The sequence below is a fragment of the Mesorhizobium sp. M0040 genome, from assembly GCF_040323505.1.
Lineage (GTDB): Bacteria > Pseudomonadota > Alphaproteobacteria > Rhizobiales > Rhizobiaceae > Mesorhizobium.
The window spans coordinates 24,788-43,762 of the sequence record NZ_JAMYVA010000040.1; the positions used below are offsets into that span (position 1 = coordinate 24,788).

Annotated in this window: 15 protein-coding genes; 7 read left to right on the forward strand and 8 right to left on the reverse strand. The window is 63.1% G+C overall.

Going from position 1 to position 18,975, the window contains the following annotated elements; genetic code table 11:
• Positions 1–59: 59 nt before the first annotated feature.
• Both mscL and NKJ91_RS25485 read left to right on the forward strand, forming a co-directional pair.
• Positions 60–482, forward strand: coding sequence for a large conductance mechanosensitive channel protein MscL (mscL, locus tag NKJ91_RS25480; RefSeq protein ID WP_352457754.1), 423 nt, complete (start codon positions 60–62; stop codon positions 480–482).
• Between the two features lie 111 nt (positions 483–593).
• Complete coding sequence (locus NKJ91_RS25485) at positions 594–1,760, forward strand: pyridoxal phosphate-dependent aminotransferase (protein ID WP_352457737.1); 1,167 nt, start codon at positions 594–596, stop codon at positions 1,758–1,760.
• Between the two features lie 150 nt (positions 1,761–1,910).
• Here NKJ91_RS25485 and hemA read toward each other — a convergent pair whose 3' ends face one another.
• A complete protein-coding gene (gene hemA / locus NKJ91_RS25490) occupies positions 1,911–3,188 on the reverse strand; it encodes a 5-aminolevulinate synthase (RefSeq protein ID WP_352448656.1) in 1,278 nt (425 codons plus the stop codon).
• Between the two features lie 265 nt (positions 3,189–3,453).
• Here hemA and galE point away from each other — a divergent pair, with 265 nt between their 5' ends.
• Positions 3,454–4,449 carry a UDP-glucose 4-epimerase GalE gene (gene galE / locus NKJ91_RS25495; protein WP_352448657.1) on the forward strand — a complete coding sequence of 332 codons (996 nt, stop codon included), beginning with the start codon at positions 3,454–3,456 and terminating at the stop codon, positions 4,447–4,449.
• Between the two features lie 43 nt (positions 4,450–4,492).
• Positions 4,493–5,743 carry a D-amino acid dehydrogenase gene (locus tag NKJ91_RS25500; RefSeq protein ID WP_352457738.1) on the forward strand — a complete coding sequence of 417 codons (1,251 nt, stop codon included), beginning with the start codon at positions 4,493–4,495 and terminating at the stop codon, positions 5,741–5,743.
• Positions 5,744–5,779: 36 nt separating this feature from the next.
• On the opposite strand, the gene NKJ91_RS25505 is transcribed toward NKJ91_RS25500, so the two are convergent.
• From NKJ91_RS25505 to NKJ91_RS25535, 7 genes are all read right to left on the reverse strand, one after another.
• Positions 5,780–7,150, reverse strand: coding sequence for an FGGY-family carbohydrate kinase (locus tag NKJ91_RS25505; protein WP_352457739.1), 1,371 nt, complete (start codon positions 7,148–7,150; stop codon positions 5,780–5,782).
• Entirely contained in the window at positions 7,147–7,464 is a 318-nt protein-coding gene (gene rhaM / locus NKJ91_RS25510; protein WP_352448660.1) for an L-rhamnose mutarotase, read from the reverse strand. Before rhaM ends, NKJ91_RS25505 begins: the two co-directional genes overlap by 4 nt.
• On the reverse strand, positions 7,464–8,465 hold the full coding sequence (locus NKJ91_RS25515; RefSeq protein WP_352457740.1) for an ABC transporter permease: 1,002 nt from the start codon (positions 8,463–8,465) through the stop codon (positions 7,464–7,466). Before NKJ91_RS25515 ends, rhaM begins: the two co-directional genes overlap by 1 nt.
• Positions 8,462–9,439, reverse strand: a complete 978-nt coding sequence (locus NKJ91_RS25520) for an ABC transporter permease (RefSeq protein ID WP_352457741.1) — start codon at positions 9,437–9,439, stop codon at positions 8,462–8,464. Before NKJ91_RS25520 ends, NKJ91_RS25515 begins: the two co-directional genes overlap by 4 nt.
• On the reverse strand, positions 9,436–10,977 hold the full coding sequence (locus NKJ91_RS25525; protein ID WP_352457742.1) for a sugar ABC transporter ATP-binding protein: 1,542 nt from the start codon (positions 10,975–10,977) through the stop codon (positions 9,436–9,438). Before NKJ91_RS25525 ends, NKJ91_RS25520 begins: the two co-directional genes overlap by 4 nt.
• A gap of 83 nt (positions 10,978–11,060) precedes the next feature.
• Positions 11,061–12,056: a rhamnose ABC transporter substrate-binding protein gene (gene rhaS / locus NKJ91_RS25530; protein WP_352448664.1), complete on the reverse strand. Its 996-nt coding sequence runs from the start codon at positions 12,054–12,056 to the stop codon at positions 11,061–11,063.
• Positions 12,057–12,111: 55 nt separating this feature from the next.
• The gene (locus NKJ91_RS25535; protein ID WP_023677380.1) at positions 12,112–12,921 is read right to left on the reverse strand and encodes a DeoR/GlpR family DNA-binding transcription regulator; all 810 of its coding nucleotides are present in this window, start codon (positions 12,919–12,921) and stop codon (positions 12,112–12,114) included.
• 187 nt (positions 12,922–13,108) lie between these two features.
• Between NKJ91_RS25535 and NKJ91_RS25540 the strand changes: the two genes are divergently transcribed.
• From NKJ91_RS25540 to ggt, 3 genes are all read left to right on the forward strand, one after another.
• The gene (locus NKJ91_RS25540) at positions 13,109–15,211 is read left to right on the forward strand and encodes a bifunctional rhamnulose-1-phosphate aldolase/short-chain dehydrogenase (protein WP_352457743.1); all 2,103 of its coding nucleotides are present in this window, start codon (positions 13,109–13,111) and stop codon (positions 15,209–15,211) included.
• 125 nt (positions 15,212–15,336) lie between these two features.
• Complete coding sequence (rhaI, locus tag NKJ91_RS25545; RefSeq protein WP_352457744.1) at positions 15,337–16,629, forward strand: L-rhamnose catabolism isomerase; 1,293 nt, start codon at positions 15,337–15,339, stop codon at positions 16,627–16,629.
• 573 nt (positions 16,630–17,202) lie between these two features.
• Positions 17,203–18,939, forward strand: coding sequence for a gamma-glutamyltransferase (gene ggt, locus NKJ91_RS25550; RefSeq protein WP_352457745.1), 1,737 nt, complete (start codon positions 17,203–17,205; stop codon positions 18,937–18,939).
• The last annotated feature ends 36 nt before the right edge of the window (positions 18,940–18,975 follow it).

Sequence of the window (18,975 nt, forward strand, 5' to 3'; positions counted from 1 at the left end):
CCGCCGGTCGATGCCGAGGCGTGGACGGCAGCACGGCCGGTCAGGACAAGGAGGGTCGAATGCTGAAAGAATTTCAGGAATTCATTTCCAGGGGCAATGTGATGGATCTGGCCGTCGCCGTCATCATTGGCGCTGCCTTCGGCAAGATCGTCACCTCGCTGGTCGACGACATCATCATGCCGGTCATCGGGGCGATTTTGGGCGGATTGGACTTCAACAACTACTTTCTGCCCTTGTCCTCGGCCGTTAACGCCACATCGCTGGCTGAGGCAAAGAAACAGGGCGCGGTCTTCGCCTATGGCAGCTTCATCACCGTGGCGCTGAACTTCCTTATCCTCGCCTTCATCATCTTCGTGATGGTCAAGGCGGTGAACAATCTGCGCCAGCGGCTGGAGCGTGAAAAACCGGCCGCCCCGGCCGCTCCGCCGCCGGCCGACGTCGCGCTGCTCACCGAAATTCGCGATCTCCTCGCCAGAAAGTAGCGCCTGCGGTAACTTTCTGGACCAAAACCCCGGTCGCTTGCCGCCGGGGTTTTCTGTTTTCGTCCGCCCTGAAACACGCTAGCAGTCGAGCAAACGAAAACGGACCCATCCATGACCCTGATCGATACTCTGCGCGCCGAAGCGCGGGCGGCGCCTGAAAGCGGCATTGTCGCCGTCATGAACCGTGGCCGCGGCCGCGACGGCATGATCCCGCTCTGGGCCGGCGAGGGCGACCTGCCGACGCCTGCCTTCATCACCGATGCAGCCGCCAAGGCACTCGCCGGCGGCGAGACCTTCTACACCTGGCAGCGGGGCATTCCCGAACTCAGGCAGGCGCTCGCCCGCTACTATACCAGGCATTTCGGCAAGACTTTCGCCAACGAGGAATTCATCGTCACCGGCTCCGGCATGCACGCCATCCAGATGGCCATCGATGCGGTGGCCGGCAAGGGCGACGAACTCGTCTACCTGTCGCCGGCATGGCCGAACTTCGCCGCCGCCGCCGGCGTCGCCGGCGCCGTGCCGGTCGCGGTCACGCTCGACCAGTCGGGCAATGGCTGGTCTTGCGATGCCGACAAGATCGCAGCGGCGATCACGCCACGGACCAAGGCGCTGTTCGTCAACACGCCGTCCAACCCGACCGGCTGGACCGCCGACAAGGAGACGCTGCAGGCGATCCTCGACCTTGCCCGTGAAAGGGGCCTGTGGATCATCGCCGACGAGATCTACTCGCTGTTTCATTACGGCCATGGCCGCGCGCCGTCCTTCATCGACATCATGGCCGATGAGGATCGCATCCTGTTCGTCAATTCCTTTTCCAAGAACTGGGCGATGACCGGCTGGCGCATCGGCTGGATCAAGATCCATCCCGCCTTGCAGCAGGTGTTCGAGAACCTGGTCCAGTATTCGACGTCCGGCGTTGCGCAGTTCATGCAGCGCGGCGCCGTCGTTGCCCTCGATGAGGGCGACGCCTTCATCGTCGAGCAGGTGGAGCGGGCGAGGGCGGCGCGCGACCTGGTGTGCGGCATTCTCGCCGAAACCGGCAGGGCGCGGTTCACCGTGCCGCAGGGCGCATTCTATCTGTTCTTCGCGGTCGACGGCATCTCCGATTCCCGCGCTGCCGCCTTCGACATGGTCGACCGCGCCAATGTCGGCCTGGCTCCCGGCACCGCCTTCGGCCCCGGCGGCGAAGCCTTCCTCAGGCTGTGCTTCCACCGCCGCCTCGACCAGCTCGAGGAAGCCGCACACCGGCTGGCGAAATGGATGAAGAGTGTGTGAGCTGCCTCGAAGCCCGAGTTGAAACTCGCTCCGGCGAGTCAGCTGGAGTGGGTTTCGAGAACCGGAGCGCAGCGGACATTTGGGTCCGTGAGCACCGGAAGCGCAGAAAGCCGCGTCAGATGGCCGCCGGAGTAGAGTTTCAAACGGGCTTCACCCGCCCGACTTCGGCACCAGCAACGGAATGACGCGGTCGCTCTTGGCGACCGACGGTCGGCCCGCCGAACCGTAGGGAATCCCCAACGCATCCCATGTCTCGACCAGCGCGTCCTGCAGGGACGCAATCAACGCGTCCGAATGGAACGGTGTAGGCGTGATGCGCAGCCGCTCGGTGCCGCGCGGCACCGTCGGGTAGTTGATCGGCTGGATGTAGATGCCGTGCACACCGAGCAGGCGGTCGCTGGCCATCTTGCAGAGCTCGGGATCGCCGACCAGAAGGGGCACGATGTGGGTAGGCGACTCCATCACCGGCAGGCCGGCCGCGGCCAGCACTTGCTTGGTCCGTGTCGCCTGACGCAGCTGCGCATCGCGCTCGGCCTGCGAGCGCTTGAGATGGCGGATCGAGGTGGTTGCCGCGGCAGCGATCGCCGGCGGCAACGCCGTGGTGAAGATGAAGCCCGGCGCATAGGAGCGCACCGCGTCGATCACCGCAGTGTTGCCGGCGATGTAGCCGCCAAGCGTGCCGAACGCCTTGGCCAGTGTGCCCTCGATGATGTCGATGCGGTCGGCCAGCCCTTCGCGCTCGGTGATGCCGCCGCCGCGCGGCCCGTACATGCCGACGGCGTGGACCTCGTCGATGTAGGTCATGGCGTTGTAGCGCTCGGCGAGATCGACGATCTGCTTGATCGGCGCGATGTCGCCGTCCATCGAATAGACGCTCTCGAAGACAATCAGCTTGGCGCGCTCGCGGCCGGCCGTCTGCAGCAGGCTTTCGAGATGCGCGACGTCGTTATGGCGGAAGATCTTCTTCTCGGCGCCCGAGCGCCGCACGCCCTCGATCATCGAAGCGTGGTTGAGCTCGTCCGAGATGATCAGGCAATTGGGAAGCAGCTTTGCGATGGTCGAGATCGACGCCTCGTTGGAAACAAAGCCGGAGGTGAAAACCAGTGCGGCTTCCTTGTCGTGCAGGTCGGCCAGCTCCAGTTCGAGCTCGACCAGCGGGTTGCTGGTGCCGGAAATGTTGCGGGTGCCGCCGGCCCCCGACCCCATCTTGCCTGCCGCCTTCTGGAACGCGGCAATGACGTCGGGATGCTGGCCCATGCCGAGATAGTCGTTGGAGCACCAGACGGTGATTTCCTCGGCGCGGCCATTGGCGCGCCAGATGGCGCGCGGGAATTTCCCGACGATACGCTCAAGGTCGGCGAAGACGCGGTAGCGACGCTCCGCATGGAGCTGGTCGATCGCTTCCTCGAAGAACCGCTGATAGTTCATGTCGCCTTCCCAGTTTTGCGCGGGATCATAGTCATTGGCCTTTTCGGCGTCCACCTGGCCTTTTTGGTCAAAATGCCACGCCCCGTGCCTGTTCCTAACGACCACGGAACGTGGCCTATTCCCTTGATGTGGATCAATCTTGTTTCAGGACAATGCCACGCGCCGATGAGACTGGTTACCGCAGGTTTTAATGGCCTGGCGGCAGATTTTCCAGTACGGCGACGATTGAGACAGTTCCGATAAATCATGAATAGCGAGGATGCGGATGACGGTTTTGGTGACAGGCGGGGCCGGCTATATCGGTAGCCATATGGTCTGGGAATTGCTGGACACGGGCGACAACGTCGTCGTCCTCGACCGGCTTTCCACCGGCTTTGAATGGGCGGTGGCCCCGGAAGCAAAGCTCGTCGTCGGCGACGTCGCCGACAGGGAACTGGTCGCCTCGATCATTCGCGACAATAAGGTCGACGCGATCATCCATTTCGCCGGCTCGATCGTGGTCCCCGAATCGGTTGCCGACCCGCTTGCCTATTACGAGAACAACACCTGCAAGACGCGCACCTTGATCGAGACCGCGGTGCGCGAAGGCGTGCCCAATTTCATCTTTTCCTCGACCGCCGCCGTCTATGGCGGCGCCGGCCTGGAGCCGGTGCGCGAGGATGCCCGGCTTGCGCCGGAATCGCCCTATGGCCTGTCCAAGCTGATGAGCGAATGGATGCTGCGCGACGCGGCGATTGCCCATGGGTTGCGCTATACGGCGCTGCGCTATTTCAACGTCGCCGGCGCCGATCCGAAGGGCCGCACCGGCCAATCGACGCCCGGTGCCACGCATCTGATCAAGGTCGCTTGCGAGACGGCGCTCGGCAAGCGCCCCTTCATGCAGGTGTTCGGCACCGACTATCCGACACCGGACGGTACCTGCATGCGCGACTACATCCACGTCAGCGACCTGGCGGCGGCGCATCGGCTGGCGCTTCAGCGGCTGCGTGCCGGCGGATCGAGCCTGGTCGCCAATTGTGGTTACAGCCACGGCTATTCGGTGCTCGAGGTCATCGACAGCGTCCGCCGCGTCTTCGGCCATGATTTCGACGTGCGGATGGGCGATCGCCGCGCCGGCGACGCCGCCGCGGTCGTCGCCAATTCGGAGCTGGCGCGCGGCGAGCTCGGCTGGACCCCGCAGCGCGACAACCTCGACCAGATAGTTGCCGATGCGCTTGCCTGGGAGCGCATCCTGACCAGCAAGAATTCGGCTCTGGGGTGAAGTGGGCTCTCCGCAAAGGTTGGTTCAGCGCGCTGGGGGCGGAATGAAAATCCTGGTGCTTGGGGCCGGCGTCGTCGGTACGGCGGCGGCCTATTATCTGGCCAGCGACGGCCATGAGGTGACGGTGATCGAGCGCCATCCGGCGGCAGCACGCGGCACCAGCCGGTCGAATGCCGGCCTGGTGTCGCCCGGAGACGCCACCGCCTGGGCCTCGCCCGCCGCGCTGAAGACGTTCCTGCGCGGCCTCTACAACCACGATCTCGGCATCAAGGTGCGGCTGCGCTTCGATCCGTATTTTTTCGCCTGGAGCCTGCGCTTCCTGCGCCAATGCACGCATAAGCGCATGCGCGCCAACACCGACGTCAAGCTGCGTCTGGCGCTCTATTCGCGCGACTGCATCAACGCCGTCTCCGCCGAAACCGGCATCCACTACGACGAGCGCAAGAAAGGCATTCTCTATTTCTTCCGCTCGCAGCAGAGCTTCGATACCGGCACCGACAATTATCGCTATCTCGGCGAACACGGCCTGCCGATCGAGATCGTCGGCCGCGAACGGCTGGTCGAGCTCGAGCCCGGCCTTGCCGGCGCCAAGGACAAGATAGCCGGCGGCGTCTATTCGCCGATCGACCAGACCGGCGACTCCAGCCAATTCACGCAGCGCCTCGCTGCCTATGCCGCCGAGAAACTCGGCGTCCAATTCCTCTACGGCACCACTGTCGAAGGCCTCGACATCGACGGTGGCCGAGTGCGCGCGGTGATGACCTCGGCCGGCCCGATAATCGGCGACGCGGTGGTCATTTCCATGGGGCCGGAGAGCGGTCTGCTCGGCCGCCGGTACGGCATCGACCTGCCCGTCTATCCCGTGAAGGGCTATACCGTGACTGTTCCACTGGAAGATGGAAGCAAGGGGCCGATCATGGGCGGCGCCGACGAGGACCGGCTGATCGGCTATTCCAGGCTGGGAAATCGGCTGCGGATGTCCTCGACGGCGGAGTTCACCGGGTTCGACCGCACGTTCAAGCCACGTGATTTCAACTCGATCCTGAACACCGGCAAGGACCTGTTCCCCGGCGCTTTCGACGAGAGCAAGGCTGAGCTCTGGGCTGGACTTCGCCCGATGATGCCGAACTCCGTGCCGGTCATCGGCCGGGCGCGGTACGACAATCTCTACCTCGACACCGGCCACGGCCATCTCGGCTGGACCATGGCCTGCGGTTCGGGAAAATTCCTTGCTGACGTGGTCGCCGGCCGCAAGCCGGAGATCGATCCGCAAGGATTGCTCTACAGGAACTAGGCATCTCCAGACATCAGGGCGCCATGAGCTCGGCGGTCAGGTTCGTTCGTCGACCGCCGAACGCCAGGAGCGTACGTAACTTGTCCAGAGTGGATCGGCCGACGGTTCGGTCCTTTCGCCTCTGCCTTGCGGTGTCCCCTGGTCCGACGCCAGCAAGGCGGCGCCGATGCTGGTGCCTGTCGCAGCCTCGGAGGCAATGACGGCGCGCGCCGCCGCCGCAGCCAGCATGCGGGTGAACAGCCGGTTGCGGGCGAAGGGTCCTTCGACGATGGTGGGACCGTCCGCGCCGATCAGGTCGAGGCAGGTCGCGGTCATCAGCGCCAGGTAGAACGAGATGGCGACAAAGCGCTGGCCGACGCTCATACCGTCCGCGTTAAGCCATGATGCGGTATGATGCGGAAACGGCCCCGAACCCTGTTGGGTCGAGGGCAATAGGGACGTCTTGCGCGCTAGCACCGTGGCAACATCGTCTTCCGTCCAGTTCTCCGATTGGCCCTCGGTCAGCACGGAAAACTCGCGGCCACCCATGAAGCGCGCCGAGGGCACGGGATCGCCGAGCGCGTTGACATTGACCAGCGTATCGCGTGCCGGGTCGAGCGCGATCTTGTTGCCGCCGACTGCCATCGACACCACCCAGGTGCCGGTCGAGACCACGGAGAAAGGCGGTCTGTCGGACAGGAGATGCGGCAGCAGCGAGGCGTTGGAATCGTGCAGGCCGCAAAACACCGGCGTTTGCGGGTCGAGGCCGGTTTGCCGCGCGAGAGCGGGCAGGATCGGGCCCAAGCGGTCCTTGGCCTGCCGCACCGGCGCCATTAGCCGGCGCCATTGCAGCCGGTCGACCAGCGACGAAAAATCCGCTTTCCACGGGTTCCACAGATCGGTGTGGCAGCCGAGCGAAGTCACCTCGCTGGCGGCGACGCCGGTCAGGCGCAAGGCCCAGTATTGCGGATACGTCAGGATCGCGGCGGTTCTGGCGAAATCCGCCGGAAAGCGCTTCTGCTGCCAGAACAGCTGCGCGCCGAGATTGAGGCCGGCCGGCAGGCGCGGCGTGCCGGTCTCGGAGAACGCCGGACGGATCGTGTCATAGTCCCCGGCAAGGGCATCCGGCCCGTCGAATTCGTAGTCGAGCACCGGCAGCGCCAGTTCGCCTGATGCGTCGACCAGCACGCCCGTAGCGCCATGGGTGGTGATCGATATCGCATCGATGCGCTGCTCGCGATCGATCTCGGCCAGGCTGCCAAGGATAAACGCCCATAACCGCTCGACGTCATGGTGCGGGTACGGGCCTTGCCGAACCGGCTCGTTCACCATCCTGCGCAGCGCGACTTCGCTTGCCGCGGCAAGATCGACCAGCGCCACCTTGGCGTTGGTCTTGCCGATATCGATGACGGCGACGTGGCGGGTCATTCCATATGGAACATTGTTTCCAGCGGCACCGCCACCGGCTCGTTGTTCGGCTTGGTCTCCATGATGTCCGCCATCTCGGCCCACCAACGCTGCATCACCGGATGCTTCGGCAATTCGTCCATGCCATGGTCGTCACGGCGCCACAGCACGCCGAACAAGGTGTTGGTCTCTTCGTCGAGATGGATCGAGTAATCGGAGATACCGGCCTGCTTGAGCAGCGCGACCAGCGACGGCCAGATGTCGTCGTGGCGCCTCTTGTATTCGGCCTTCATGCCCGGATTGAGCTTCATCTTGAACGCGTATTTCTCCGGCATCAGGCAAAGCGCTCCCGCCGTACTCGCCGCCACAGGATCGGCAGCGCGATGACGATGATCAGCAGCAGGCCGATGAAGATCGACATAACGATCCCCGGCACGTTGAGCAGGCCGAGGCCGAAGGTCACCAGTCCCATGATGAAGGCGGCCAGCACCACACCCAGAATGCTGCCGGCGCCGCCCAGGATGCTGACGCCGCCGAGCACCACCATGGTGATGACTTCCAGCTCGTAGCCCTGTGCGATGGACGGCCGGGTCGAGCCGAGCCGCGATGTGATCAGCACCGAGGCGATGCCCGCCATCAGGCCGGTCAGGCAAAACAGGATGAATTTGATACGGCCGACGCGTACGCCGGAAAACTGCGCCGCGACCGGGTTGTTGCCGATGGCAAAGACCCGGCGGCCGAAGCTCGTCCGGTGCAGAAGGAACCAGTAGACGACTGCCGCGATCAGGAAAAGCGTCAGTTCGAACGACACCACCCACCAGACATAGCCCTGGCCGAAGAAGGCGAAGCTCGCGGGATAGCCCTTGTAGGCCTGGTCGCCCAGGATGATGAAGGCAATGCCGCGAAACAGGCTCATCGTGCCGATGGTGACGACGATCGACGGCAAGCCGAGCCTGGTGACGAGCAGTCCGTTGAAGGCGCCGCAGCCGAGCCCGACGACGAGGCCGATTGCCACCAGTTCAGGCATGCCGGCGCCGGCCTGCACCGCCATGCCCATCATTGTTGACGCCAGCGCGATGATGGCGGCCACCGACAGGTCGATTTCGCCGGAGATGATCAGCAGCGCCATGGCCAGCGCGATCAGCGCCTTTTCCGTGAAGTTGTAGGTCAGGTCCGACAGCGACCACGCGTCGAGGAAATAGGGCGAGGCAAAGCTGTTGACGGCAAAGATGGCAACCGCCACGACGACCAGCAGCGCCTCCCATGAGAAGATCGCCGACGTCAGCGGCTTGTCGAGCCGGTCGGGAATATGGCGTGGGGCAGGGGTGTCGGTCATGCCGCTTCCGCCTTCTTGAGGATGATGCGGCCTTGCCGGCGTTCGCCGCGCGCGTTGAGCACCACGGCCAGGATGATGGCGCTGCCTGAAATCGCCATCTGCCAGAAGGGTGAGATGTTGATCACCGGCAGCGCGTTGGAGATGATGCCGAGGAACAGCGCGCCGAGCACCGCGCCGCCGACCGAGCCGATGCCGCCGGCGATCGAGATGCCGCCGATGACGCAGGCGGCGATGATGTTGAGCTCATAGCCGTTGGCGACCTCGACCGAGGCGATGACGTAGCGCGAAATCCATAGATAGCCGCAGAGGCCGCCGATCATCCCCGAAATGCAGAAGACGATGAATTTCGTCCGGCCGACATCGATGCCGGCATAGACCGATGCGGTCGGGTTGACGCCGATGGCATAGATCGAGCGGCCGAGCGCGGTGCGCGTCATCACCAGGAAAAACAGCGCAATAACCAGCAGGGCGATCCACGACAGTACCGGAATGCCGAGGAAAGCCGCGCGCTGCAACCCGATGAAATCAGCGCCCATCTGGTCGGCGTTGACCCAGGCGCCGCCTGAAATGACGAACGTGGCGCCGCGGTAGATGGTGAGGGTGCCGAGCGTTACCACGATCGAGGGAATGTTCAGCCGCCATACCAGCAGGCCGTTGATGGCGCCGAGCACCAGGCCGACCAGCAGTGCGATGACGATCAGCAGCGGGATCGGGATCGCCGGATGCGCGGCGTTCAGCATTGCCACCACCATGCCGGTGAAGCAGAGATTTGAAGCCATCGACAGGTCGATCGAGCGGGTCAGGATGACGACCATTTGGCCGAGCGCCAGGATCATCAGGATCGACGTGTCGTTGAACACCTGGCGCAGGTTGGCCGGATCGGCAAAACCTGGAAACCGCGTGGAGATCAGCCCGATCAGCACGACGATTGCCGCCAGCAGCCAGACCTCGCGATGTTTGAGAAGAGCCTTCATGCCGCGATCCCCGCTGCCGTCCTGACCAAAGTTTCGGCGTCGAGCCCTTTATTGTCGTAGACCGCGGCAATGCGGCCCTCGCGCATAACCACGACGCGGTCCGACATGCCGAGAATTTCCGGCAATTCGGACGACACCATGATCACCGACAGGCCTTGCTCGACGAGCTCGGCCATGAAGCCGTGCACGGCCGCCTTCGAGCCGATGTCGATGCCCTTGGTCGGCTCGTCCAGGATGATCACCTTGGGCGCGGTCGCCAGCCATTTGGCGATGACGATCTTCTGCTGGTTGCCGCCCGACAGCGTGCCGACGTCCTGGCTGAGCGAGGAGGCGCGCAGATCGAGCCGCTCGGTGTAGGAGCGGGCCAGCGCGAACTCTTCGGCCAGCCGCAATATGCCGGATTTGGATGTCCGTTTGAGCGAGGGCAGCGAGACATTCTGGAAGATCGGCAGGCCGATCACCACGCCTTGCTTGCCGCGCTCCTCCGGCACATAGACGATGCCGGCGTCGATCGAATCCGCCGCCGATTTCGGCGCGATTGCCTTACCCTCCAGCGTGATCGTGCCGCCGCTGGTGCGGGTGATGCCTGATATCGCCTGCATCACCTCGCTGCGCCCGGCGCCGACAAGGCCGTAGAAGCCGAGGATTTCGCCCCTGTGCAGCTCGAAGCCTATGTCGTCGAACTCGGTCGGGTGCGACAGGCCGGAGACGGCCAGCACCGGCGCGCCGATCTCGGCCTTGCGCTGCGGAAAGATGTGATCGACCGAGCGGCCGACCATCATGCGTACGATCTGGCTCTGGCCGGCGTCCTTGATCAGGCCTTCGCCGACCATCTCGCCGTCGCGGAACACGGTATAGCGGTCGGCGATGCGGTAGATCTCATCGAATTTGTGGCTGATGAACAGGATCGCCTTGCCGTCGCTCTTGAGGAATTCGATCAGCAGGAAAAGCTCTTCGATCTCCTTCATCGAAAGCGCTGCCGTCGGCTCGTCCATGATGACGATCCGCGCGTCGATGGACATGGCGCGGGCAACCGCGACTAGGTGCTTGTTGGCAATGCCGAGATCCTTCAGCCTGGCGTCGGCGTCGATATGGCCGGCGCCCATCGTGTCGAGCACCTCGCGGGCATTCTTGCGCATGGTGCGCCAGTCGATGGTTTTGAAACGCGTGCGCGGCGCATGGCCGAGGAAGATGTTTTCGGCCACCGTCAGGTCGTCGAACAGCACGGTTTCCTGGTGGATGGCGGTGATGCCATGCCCGAACGCGGCGTGGGCGCTGGGCAGTGTGACCGCCTGGCCGTCGATGCTGATCGTGCCAGCATCCGGCTGGTAGATGCCGGTCATGATCTTGACCAGCGTCGACTTGCCGGCACCGTTTTCGCCGATCAGCGCGGTTACGTGGCCGGGATAGAGCGACAGGCCGACATTGTGCAGCGCCCGCACGCCGGGAAAGCTTTTCGAGATGCCGGACAGCGTCAGGCGCGGTCCGGATGACAAAGGCGCTTCATTTGCCACTTCGTGCTGGGCTGTCGTGTCCATAATCGTATCAAGCCCTGTAGCAAGGTTCGTTTGAAAGCGCGGCGGAACCTGAGCCCCGCCGCACCGTTTCGAAGATTCCAGGATCAATAGATCTTGGAGAACTTTTCGATGTTCGACTTGTCGAACTGGAAGGGCGGAGCCATTGCAGCCGAGTTGGTGTCGTCGAGCGTGACCTTGCCGACGCGGCCGATCGACAGCGTAGCACCGGGCTTGGCCTCTTCCTTCTTCACCGCCAGATCGTGGGCGAGGTAGACGGCGGAGTAGCCGAGATCGATCGGGTTCCACAGCGCAACCGCCTGGCTGGCGCCATTGTCGATGAACTTCTTGAACTCCGACGGCAGCGCCAGGCCGGTGACGTTGACCTTGCCGATCAGGCCTTCATCGGTTACCACCTGCGCGGCGGCAACGACGCCGACCGTGGTCGGTGCGATGATCGCCTTGAGGTTCGGATAGGACTTCAGCAGGCCCTTGGCTTCGTCCGTGCTCTTGGCCGAGTCGTCGTCGCCATAGACGGTGGCGACGAGCTTGATCTTGGGGAACTTCTCCGGCAGCACCTTCTTGGCCGCGTCGATCCAGGCATTCTGGTTGGTCGCGGTCGAAGAAGCCGACAGGATGGCGACATCGCCGCCTTCCGGCAGGTAGTCGGCGGCCAGCTTGATGATGGTCTCACCGATCAGGTTGGTATCGGAGGGGTTGAGGTGAAGCTGGCGTCCTTCCGGCGCGACGCCTGAATCCCACGAGATGACGGTAATGCCGCGCTGCATCGCCTTCTTCAGCACTGGCACCAGCGCGTCGGCGTCGTTCGCCGAAATGGCGATGGCATTGACCTTCTGGGCGATCAGCGAATTGACCACTTCGATCTGCGCTTCGGCGGTCGCCTTGGTCGGGCCGGTGTAGATGATATCGACATCGCCGAGCTCCTTGGCCGCCTCTTCGGCGCCCTTGTTGGCGGCGTCGAAGAAGCCGTTGCCGAGCGACTTCACCACCAGCGCGATCTTGACGTTTTCGGCGTAGGCGGCATTCACGAACATGGCGGCGGAGAACGCCGCCGTAACCATCAATTTCTTCAGAAAGCTCATCGAATATCCTCCCTTGAGCGTTGCATTCCATCGCCGCTGCGGGCGTGAGTGGTTCTCAGGCCTGCAGCGAAGATTCTTCCTTGTTGGTTGCCGTTGTGCGGGCGATGATCAGCGTCACGCCGGCGGTCTCCAGCATCTTGGCTTCGCGATCCTCGATGGCGTCGTCGGTGATCACCGTGGCGATGCGCGACAGGCCGCACAGGATCAGGCTCGAGCGTTTGCGGAACTTCGAGGAATCGACCAGCACCACCAATTCGTCTGCCTGGTCGATCAGTTTCTGCTCGGCCTGGATCAGCAGCGGGTCGCCTTCCATAAGACCGAGCGGCCCCAGCCCTTGCGCGCCCATGAACATGCGGCGCGCGTAGAAATTGCGCGTCACGTCATTGTCGAACGGCGACAGGATGATGTTCTGCTCGCGGTAGATGGTGCCGCCCGACAGCATCACCGTGTTCTTGGAGTGCCTGAGCAAGTGCTCCGCGATCGGGAAGGAATTGGTGAAGATCGGCATGCGGCGGCCGGTCAGGAAATGCACCATCTGGAAGGTGGTGGTGCCGCCATTGATGATGATCGGCTCGCCGTCCTTGCACAGATCCACGGCTTCCCGCGCGATTGCCCGCTTCTGCGAAGCGTTGATGGTCTCGTTGACGGAAAAGGGCCGGCCGGCAAGGCCGATGAACTGCGGCGGCGAAAGCGCCTCGGCGCCGCCGCGCACCCGGCGCAGCCGTTTTTGCACATGCAATGCCGCGATGTCGCGCCGGATCGTCGCCTCCGACGACTCCGTCAGGTCGACCATCTCCTGCACCGTCACCACAGGCTTTTCCTGGACGGCGGACAGAATGATCCTGTGGCGCTCTTTCTCGTGCATGGTTCCTCCCTGCCGGAGCATCTAGTCACCCAAAGCGCGCAGTGTCAATCATTTCCGATCAGATAATTTCATTGTGCAATGCAATATGACTGATATTGATCGTTTGTGATTGACAAGGCCGCCGCTTGCGTAGAAATTCGTACAAAAGGGACGCGCGCCGTTTGCGTGTCCCAAAGGGAGGATACCTATGCTCGACAAGCGCTCCGGCACGCGCCTCGCCAATCGTTGGGATGACGCAAAAGCGCAAGCAATGAGCGAGCCCGAACGTCTGGTCTATCGCTCGAATGTTCTTGGCTCCGACAAGCGCGTCACCAATTATGGCGGCGGGAACACCTCCTCCAAAATCTGGCAAAACGATCCGCTCACCGGCGAGAGCGTGGAAGTGCTGTGGGTCAAGGGCTCGGGCGGCGACAGCGCCTCGATCAAGCTCGACGGCTTCGCCACGCTCTACATGGACAAATTGCGGGCGCTGAAAGGTCTCTATCGCGGCCTCGAACATGAAGACGAGATGGTCGGCTATCTGCCCCATTGCACCTTCAACCTCAACCCGCGCGCGGCTTCCATCGACACGCCGCTGCATGCCTTCGTGCCGAAGCCTTATGTCGACCATATGCATCCCGATGCCATCATCGCCATTGCCGCCGCCAAGGATTCGCAGGCGCTGACCAAGGAGATCTTCGGCGACACGATCGGCTGGCTGCCATGGAAACGTCCGGGCTTCGAGCTCGGCCTGTGGCTGGAGAAATTCTGCCGCGAAAACCCCGAAGCCAAGGGTGTCGTATTGGCCAGTCATGGCCTGTTCAGCTGGGGCGACACGCCGAAGGAATGCTACGAGACGACGATCTCGGTGATCAACCAGGCGATCGACTGGTTCGAGCGCAAGAGCCAGGGCAAGCCGATTTTCGGCGGCGAAGTCGTCAAATCCCTCGATGCGCCTGCGCGTCGCGTCGTGGCCGCAAAACTGATGCCGAGGATCCGTGGCCTGATCTCGGAGAACAGCCACAAGCTCGGCCATTTCGACGATTCCCCTGCCGTGCTCGAATTCGTCAATTCCAGGGATTTGCGGCCGCTGGCGGCACTCGGCACGTCCTGCCCGGACCACTTCCTGCGCACCAAGATCCGGCCGCTGGTCATCGAGTTCGACCCCCAAAATCCCGACGTCGATGCCGTCATTGCCCGTCTTGCCGATGATGTGGCGGAGTATCGCGTCGGCTATCAGGCCTATTATGACCGCTGCAAGCACGCGGATTCGCCACCGGTGCGCGATCCGAACGCCGTCGTCTATCTGATGCCCGGCGTTGGCATGTTCACCTTCGCCGGCGACAAGGCGACGGCGCGCATATCGGGCGAATTCTACGTCAACGCCGTCAACGTCATGCGCGGTGCCTCGACGGTCTCGACCTATGTCGGCCTGCCCGACCAGGAAGCCTTCGACATCGAATACTGGCTGCTCGAAGAGGCAAAGCTGCAGCGCCTGCCGAAACCAAAGGCTCTTGCCGGCCAGATTGCGCTGGTCACCGGCGGCGCCGGCGGCATCGGCCGGGCCACCGCCAGCCGGCTGCTGCGCGAGGGCGCGTGCGTCGTGCTGGCCGATATCGACGAAGCAGCGCTTGCCAGCGCCAATGACGAGCTTGCCAAGGCCTATGGCAAGGATTTCGTGCGGCCCGTAGTCATCAACGTCACGTCCGAGGATCAGGTGATCTCCGGCTTTGCCGAAACGGCGGTCGAATTCGGCGGCATCGATATTCTGGTCTCCAATGCCGGCCTGGCCTCCTCGGCGCCGATCGAGGACACCACGCTGACGCTGTGGAACAAGAACATGGACATCCTGTCGACCGGCTATTTCCTGGTTTCGCGGGAGGCGTTCCGGCTGTTTCGGGCGCAGAAGATCGGCGGCAACGTCGTCTTCGTCGCCTCCAAGAATGGGCTTGCCGCATCGCCAAACGCCGCCGCCTATTGCACTGCCAAGGCCGCCGAAATCCATCTGGCACGCTGCCTGGCGCTGGAAGGCGCGGAAGCGCAGATCAGGGTCAATGTCGTCAACCCCGACGCTGTGCTGCGCGGCTCGAAGATCTGGACCGGCGAATGGAAGGAACAGCGCGCCGCCGCCTACAAGATGTCGACCGACGATCTCGAGGAGCACTACCGCTCGCGTTCGATGCTGAAGCGGTCGGTGTTCCCCGAAGACATCGCCGAGGCGATCTATTTCTTCGCCTCCGATATGTCGGCCAAATCGACCGGCAACATCATCAACGTCGACGCCGGCAACGCACAGAGCTTTACGCGATAAGCAGTCGTTTGAGGGTTGGCGCCGACGCCGGAGCTTTACCCTTCTCCCGGTCACCATACGGGGAGAAGGTGCCGGCAGGCGGCTGAGGGGCAGCGCCAACCGAACGCATTTGGGAGGAAACTTTAGTGTCCGAAACCATCATCTCCGCCGATGTTGTCGAGAAAGACAATGCCGCGCGCAACGCCAATCTCAAGCGCGACTACGAGTCTCTCGGCGAGCGCCTCGACCGCCGCGGCATCGCCATCGACGCCATCCGCGACAAGGTCGAGAAATTCGCCGTCGCCATCCCGTCCTGGGGCGTCGGCACCGGCGGCACCCGCTTTGCCCGCTTTCCCGGCGCCGGAGAGCCGCGTGACATTTTCGACAAGATCGAGGACTGCGCCGTCATCCGGCAATTGACGCAGGCGACGCCGACCGTCTCGCTGCATATTCCCTGGGACAAGGCCGATCCGAACCGGCTGAAGCAGGCGGCATCCCGCTTCGGCCTCGGCTTCGACGCCATCAACTCCAACACCTTCTCCGACGCCAGGGACCAAAAACTTTCCTATAAATTCGGCTCGCTGTCACATGCCGATGCAGCAACACGCCGGCAGGCGGTCGAGCACAATCTCGAATGCATCGAGATCGGCAGGACGCTGGGCTCCAAAGCGCTGACGGTATGGATCGGTGACGGCTCGAACTTTCCCGGCCAGGTCAATTTCGCCAAGGCATTCGAGCGCTATCTCGACGCGATGAAGGAGATCTATGCCGGACTGCCGGACGGCTGGAAACTGTTCACCGAGCACAAGATGTACGAGCCGGCCTTCTATTCGACCGTCGTGCAGGATTGGGGCACCAACTACATCATCGCCAAAGAGCTTGGCGACAAGGCGTTCTGTCTGGTCGACCTCGGCCATCACGCCCCCAACGTCAACATCGAGATGATCGTGTCGCGACTGATCCAGTTCAAGAAACTTGGCGGCTTCCATTTCAACGATTCGAAATATGGCGACGACGATCTCGACGCCGGGTCGATCGATCCCTACCGGCTGTTCCTCGTCTTCAATGAACTGGTCGATGCCGAGCTTTCAGGTGCAGAAGGGTTCGATCCGGCTCACATGCTCGACCAGAGCCATAACGTCACCGATCCGATAGAAAGCCTGATGTTGTCGGCGGTCGAGGTGCAGCGCGCCTATGCCCAGGCGCTGCTGGTCGACCGCAAGGCGCTCGAAGGCTTCCAGGACGCCAATGACGCGCTGATGGCGACGCAGACGCTGAAGACAGCCTATCGCACCGACGTCGAGCCGATCCTTGCCATGGCGCGGCTGAAGACCGGCGGCGCCATCGATCCGGTCGCCGCCTACCGCGCCGCCGGCTACCGAGCGAAGGTCGCAGCCGAACGGCCGGCGGTGGCGAGCGTCGGCGGCGGGATTGTTTGATGTTGGGGTGAAAATGAAAAACCCGCCACGAAGGGCGGGTCGTTGGAGCCAATTAGCACCACACTCAAATTAGTAGCATAGCTGTCGGCACAAAGCAAGAACAAAATTGCTGTAACGTGAAAATTCTGGGAGCCGCGATGAAGCGTGGCCTTGTTTCCAACGCTGCGGCGCTCAGAAGTAACGGCATGGATCCTAGGGTCTCCGCGACGTCGCTTCGCTCCTGCTCCGCCCTAGGATGACGAAGGCGTGAGGGCCTACAGCTAATCGCAGATGTTGGGGATTGGCGGCTGATGGCAATGGCAAACGTTGCAGGCTGGCGGCTGCTGGCAAATCGCAAACTTTCGGGATTAGCCGATCCCTCCCTCCCTTCGTCATCCTAGGGCGGAGCAGGAGCGAAGCGACGTAGCGAAGACCCTAGGATCCATGCCGTTGCAGTCGCCGAAGATTGCAACGGCGGTTGCGAGGCGAACCGGCACAGGCGTGCGAACCCTCCCGATTCTTTCGATCTTCGCAGTAGACTCAACCGCTCCAAGCGCGTTTCCTAGGCACACCCCCACGCCTCGGAGAACGGCCATGCACAACACCCGCCGAACGCTGATCGCCGTCAGCCTTTCCCTCACCTTGAGCTTCGTACCCTTCCTCGCCTATGCCGCCTCGCCGCAGCCGGCGAAGGGCGAGCACGGCATGGTGGTGACCGCCCAGCACCTTGCGTCTGAGGTCGGCGTCGAGGTGCTGAAGAAGGGCGGCAATGCCGTCGATGCCGCGGTCGCCGTCGGCTATGCGCTGGCCGTGGTCTACCCGACCGCCGGCAATATCGGCGGCGGCGGCTTCATGACCATCCGCTTCAAGGACGGCCGTTCGACATTCCTCGATTTTCGCGAGCGCGCGCCGCTGGCCGCGACCAAAACCATGTATCTCGATAAGGACGGCAAGCCGGTAAAAGGCGCCAGTCTCGACGGCTATCTGGCGGTCGGCGTGCCGGGCTCGGTCGCCGGTTTCGAGATGGCGCGGGAGAAATACGGCACGCTGTCGCGGCAGGACTTGCTTGCGCCGGCCATCCGCTTTGCCAAAGAAGGCTTCGTGCTGGAGCAGGGCGATGCGGCCTCGCTCCAGGGCGGCGCGGAGCGGTTGGCCAGGGACCCAGCGGCGGCGGCCATTTTCCTCAAGCCGGATGGCAAGCCTTATGCTGTCGGCGAGCGCCTTGTTCAGCCCGATCTCGCGGCTTCGCTTGCCGCCATTTCCGAACGCGGGGCGGATGCCTTCTACAAAGGCGCGACCGCCGACGCCATCGTCAAGGCGAGTGGCGAGAAGGGCGGCATTCTGGCCAGGGCTGATTTCGAAAACTATGCGGTGCGCGAGCTCAAGCCGGCAACCTGCAATTATCGCGGCTACGAGATCATTTCCTCGCCGCCGCCGAGCTCCGGCGGCGTCATCATCTGCGAGATCCTCAACGTGCTTGAGTTCTATCCGTTGTCCTATCTCGGCGCCGGTTCGGCCGAGACGGTTCACGTCATGGTCGAGGCGATGCGCCACGCCTATGTCGACCGCAATTCGGCGCTCGGCGATCCCGGCTTCATCGACAATCCGGTCGCAAAACTGCTCGACAAGAACTACGCCAGGGAAATTCGCGAAAAGATCGATCCGTTCCGGGCCGGCGTCTCGCAGGAATTGATGCCGAAGGGCTTTGGCGAGAGCAACGAGACGACGCATTTTTCGATCATCGACAATGACGGCAATGCCGTCGCGGTAACCTACACGCTGAACGGCTCTTTCGGCGCCGGCGTTGTCGCCGCCGGCACCGGCATCCTGCTCAACAACGAGATGGACGATTTCACCCAGAAACCCGGCGTGCCCAATCTCTATGGCCTGGTCCAGGGCGAGGCGAATGCGATCGCGCCGAAAAAGACGCCGCTGTCGTCGATGAGCCCCACCATCCTCGCCAAAGACGGCAAGCCGTTCATGGTCATCGGCAGCCCCGGCGGTTCACGCATCATCACCATCACGCTGGAGGCGATCGTCAACGTCGTCGACCACGGCATGAACATCCAGGAGGCCATCGACGCACCGCGCATCCATCACCAATGGTTGCCCGACACGGTCTATATCGAACCTTTCGGCCTGTCGCCCGATACCGAAAAGCTGCTCACCGGCATGGGCTACCGTCTCGATCTTGCCGACACGACCTGGGGCCAGGCGGCCGGCATCCTGGTCGGCGGCAAGAGCCTGGCGGAAATCGAGAAGGGTGGCGGCGCCCGCTACAATGGCGCCATCGACAGCCGCGCCGCAGCCGGCAAGGCTATCGGGTATTAAACCCCAAAAAGTGGGAACCGGTTTTCGGATAAGATC